4 protein-coding genes are annotated in these 3809 nt (G+C 39.4%); all 4 read right to left on the reverse strand.

The features are described 5' to 3' along the window. Positions 1 to 124: 124 nt before the first annotated feature. The 4 genes from Q0954_RS33190 to argH all read right to left on the reverse strand — a co-directional run bounded on the left by Q0954_RS33190 (position 125) and on the right by argH (position 3658). A complete protein-coding gene (locus Q0954_RS33190) occupies positions 125 to 907 on the reverse strand; it encodes a DUF4097 family beta strand repeat-containing protein (protein ID WP_299466118.1) in 783 nt (260 codons plus the stop codon). Between the two features lie 117 nt (positions 908 to 1024). Then, the gene (locus tag Q0954_RS33195) at positions 1025 to 1525 is read right to left on the reverse strand and encodes a hypothetical protein (protein WP_299466121.1); all 501 of its coding nucleotides are present in this window, start codon (positions 1523 to 1525) and stop codon (positions 1025 to 1027) included. An 89-nt stretch (positions 1526 to 1614) separates the two neighbouring features. Further along, positions 1615 to 2049: a hypothetical protein gene (locus Q0954_RS33200; RefSeq protein WP_299466124.1), complete on the reverse strand. Its 435-nt coding sequence runs from the start codon at positions 2047 to 2049 to the stop codon at positions 1615 to 1617. A 259-nt stretch (positions 2050 to 2308) separates the two neighbouring features. Next, positions 2309 to 3658 carry an argininosuccinate lyase gene (argH, locus tag Q0954_RS33205; protein ID WP_299466127.1) on the reverse strand — a complete coding sequence of 450 codons (1350 nt, stop codon included), beginning with the start codon at positions 3656 to 3658 and terminating at the stop codon, positions 2309 to 2311. Between the last annotated feature and the right edge of the window lie 151 nt (positions 3659 to 3809).

Below are 3809 nucleotides of genomic sequence, written 5' to 3' on the forward strand. Positions count from 1 at the left end.
GCTTCGGTTGATTAATGTTGGTATTCAGACAATTAGTCAAAATCCATCCTCAAAACCATTTTTGTTTAAGTATAAATGCTTGGGTTTTACAAGGAATCTCTATTTTTTAGTCTTTTTGGCACTTTTATTTACCTTTACGCAAATAAATACGACCATTCACTGTAGAAAGCACGGTAGACGCAGTACCGTCGCCTAATGTAAGTTTTACACGTTGGTTATACCTGTTTCCTCCTATTCTACGCATACCATTTTTAGTTTTTTGAGGCACCTCAAAATGGCTATAAATTCGTCCGTTGACTGTAGACATTTTCACTTGTGTGTTGGCGCTGGCAGGTACTGTTAAATCAATTTTTCCGTTTACGGTGTTGAACTTCAACGCTTGGCTAGGTTGTATGCTTTGTGCTGTCATGTTGATACTGCCATTTACAGTGTTTATTTTAAGGTTACCCGTCAAACTTTCAAGGTTTATTTTGTTGTTAATGGTTTTGACCCTCAACGCGGCATTTCGGGGCATCATTATCTCGTGAGTGATTTTGTAGCAAGTATAAAAACGTTCCCCGTTTACACTTGAACTATAGTTGTGGTAGTTGTCACCACAATCTTCTTTTTTACCTTTTTTCAAAAGGTCATAATCTAACTTCGACTTTATAACAATTTCATCTCCTAGTTTCTCATAAGACATGCTTAAGGCTTTATTGAGTTTGCCTCCGTTGATCTCTACCGAAGTTTTTACATATACCTCGTTTTTGTTCCAACCTTTTACTGTAATGCTGTTGCCTAGCGACAAGTGAAGGTATACTGAGCGGGCGCCATCAAAGGCCATCTTTTTTTCTTTTACTTCTTGTGCTTGTGCCTGACACACCAAGGCTAAAATTCCTAAAATAATGATTGTTTTTACTTTATACATGGGTGTATATGGTTTGGTAAATCAATGATTGTACAAAGAGAGACGAGCCAAACCTATATACATTACAGCCAAGAATGTTTTTTTAAGAAGTGTGGATCAGGAAGCATTTTTACCTCATTATAACATGCGCTCCAGTTGAATAAGTGCGGTGCCCCACGAGTCGTCCAACACTGATTGAACTTCAACATCAAACAGTTCGCACATAAATTCGTCAAAATGCTTGCGGGTACGTACCCACTCCAGCTTGTTCATATCAAACAAGTCTAATTGATTGGTGCTTTTGTCCCAAATCAAGGGGAATTCTTGGGTGTTTTCAGCCACTACCAAGTGTATTTCAGCAAAAATTGGAGGGAGGTTGTTGGGGTAAATGTCTTTGAGTGACATTTGCCAAAAAGAGTTTTTTTGAGGAAGTTCATATAATTGAAACCAGATAAGATCACCTAGCATACCTCCATCACACAACTCGTAAAAGGTAGTAATATCATCAGAGTGAGGCAGCTCGGCAGGAAAAGAGGCATTAGTAGAGGGCATGTACACCTCATACCCCATCAAAGGAAAATCTTCTTTGGGTCTTTTTTTATCAGCCATTACCTGTAGTGCTTTTTTCCAATCAGCCATAATGCATATAAGTTAGGTTATAAGGGTATTCCTTGGTTTATGACCACACAAGTAAGTCACTTTTTCAGGAATAAACCAACGAACACAATTTATTTGTCAATATTAAATAACCAAGCTTCTGCCTCTTCTTTTTTGTCAAAATACCTGGTCAAATCTTCGCTTATATTGTCTTCTTCTATTGCCTGCTCAAGCGAAAATTGAGTAGAAAAATCCCGACTATTTACAATGGCAACTTTGAGTACTTCGTATTTATCAAAAATATACGATGAGATATTTTTGGTTGACCATTCCTGTAGCTCAGGCGACATTGTGTCTAACCTTTCGGTAAGATCAATCAGAATAAAGCTTAACTGATCATAGTTTTTTAGCATCGCGTCACGGTCTGCCTGCATCAGCATTTTATACTCATGCTCTTCCATGTATTCGCTTGTTTTGTGCCAAACAAGTGAATATAGTTTCAACTCTTCATCATAAGACGAAGAAAAGTATTTGTTGCTTTCATCTGATAGTTGAACAATAGACATGAATGATCCTATTAAGTGTTTGTTATATAAACTTAAGTATAATATAAGGCATTGACTGGCAAGCGATAGAGCTGCCTGATAAGTTTTTAGTGAATACAAGTTGGCAGGAGTGTAGTTAGTTTTGCAAAAAACCTCAATCAGTTCAGGCAAAAGAAATAAAACTTTATCTTCTATAAGATAAAAGCAGAAATGGATAAAAGCAACAGGAAGCTGGTGAAATTTAACAAAAATTGTAGTTTAGCTGGTCAAAGTTTGCTTACTACAGTTCCCAAAGCCTGTCTAAAGCCTGAGCAAAGCTGGCAAAATCAAAGCTTTGAACAATGTGCTGCATTTTTTGCTTTACTTGTTGGTTGCCAGGGTTGCCAATGCTGCCTATATGGGTATGGGCAATGCTTTGGTCAGGATCAAAGTTACCTGCGTCTATTGCCAGTCCTACGTTTTTATAGGCTTCACGAAAAGGGGTACCTGCTAACACTTGTTTGTTTACTTCTTCTACGCTGAATAAATACTTGTACTTTTCATTTTTGAGAATATCCTCTTTGATTTGAATATGTTGAAACATATAAGTAGCTATTTGCAAGCAAGCCTTAAGGTCGGCAAAAGCAGGCAAGAAATTTTCTTTGATCAATTGCAAGTCGCGGTGATAGCCCGAAGGCAAGTTGGCTGTAATCATCAATATCTCATTAGAGAGTGCCTGTAGTTTATTGCCTTTGGCACGAATGAGTTCAAACACATCTGGATTTTTTTTGTGTGGCATAATGCTCGATCCGGTAGTAAGATGATCGGGAAAGGTAATAAAACCAAAGTTTTGGTTCATATAGAGGCATACATCCATCGCCATTTTTGCCAACGACCCACCAATAGCTCCCAGAGCAAACGCCACGTTTTTTTCTACCTTGCCCCTGCCCATTTGCGCATATACTACGTTGTAATTGAGCCGCTCAAAACCCAACAAGTCAGTTGTCATTTGGCGGTCAAGCGGAAACGAAGAACCATAACCTGCCGCTGAGCCCAAAGGGTTTTGGTTGACAATGCGGTAGGCTGCCTGTAGCAACAACAAATCGTCAGTCAGACTTTCGGCATAAGCCCCAAACCACAACCCAAACGATGAGGGCATGGCTACTTGCAAATGGGTGTAGCCAGGCAACAAAGTATTCTTATGTTGGTTGCTTAGCTGCATCAATTGTTCAAACAAAGCAGTAGTAAGTTGCACAACTTCTTTGATCTCGTGTCGCATATACAGCTTCAGATCAAGCAATACCTGGTCGTTGCGTGAGCGTCCACTGTGAATTTTCTTACCTACATCGCCCAGTTTTTGGGTAAGCATCATCTCTACCTGTGAGTGCACATCTTCAATGCCTTCCTCAATAATAAATTTACCTGATTGTGCCATCTGATAAATATCTGCCAAAGCCGCCACTAGTTGGGTAAGCTCTGTTGTATCGAGCAAACCTATGCTTTCGAGCATTCGAATGTGTGCCACTGAGCCCAGCACATCAAAAGGTGCCAGCCATACATCCAGTTCACGGTCTTTGCCTACCGTAAAGTTTTCAATCAATTGGGTTGCCTCAGTGTGGCTATTGGCGCCTTTATCCCAGAGTTTTGCCATAGTTTTATTTTAGTTAATAGTTTTTAGCTGCGCTTTGCACTCATTTATAATTTAGTCCGGAGTTAGTAGTCGGTAGACCATAGTGGCTTTGCGACCATTCGTAATTCGTAATTCCCTCATTCGTAATTGAATATTAGTCCGGAGTTAGTAG

It is taken from the genome of uncultured Microscilla sp., from assembly GCF_947493425.1.
GTDB lineage: Bacteria > Bacteroidota > Bacteroidia > Cytophagales > Microscillaceae > Microscilla.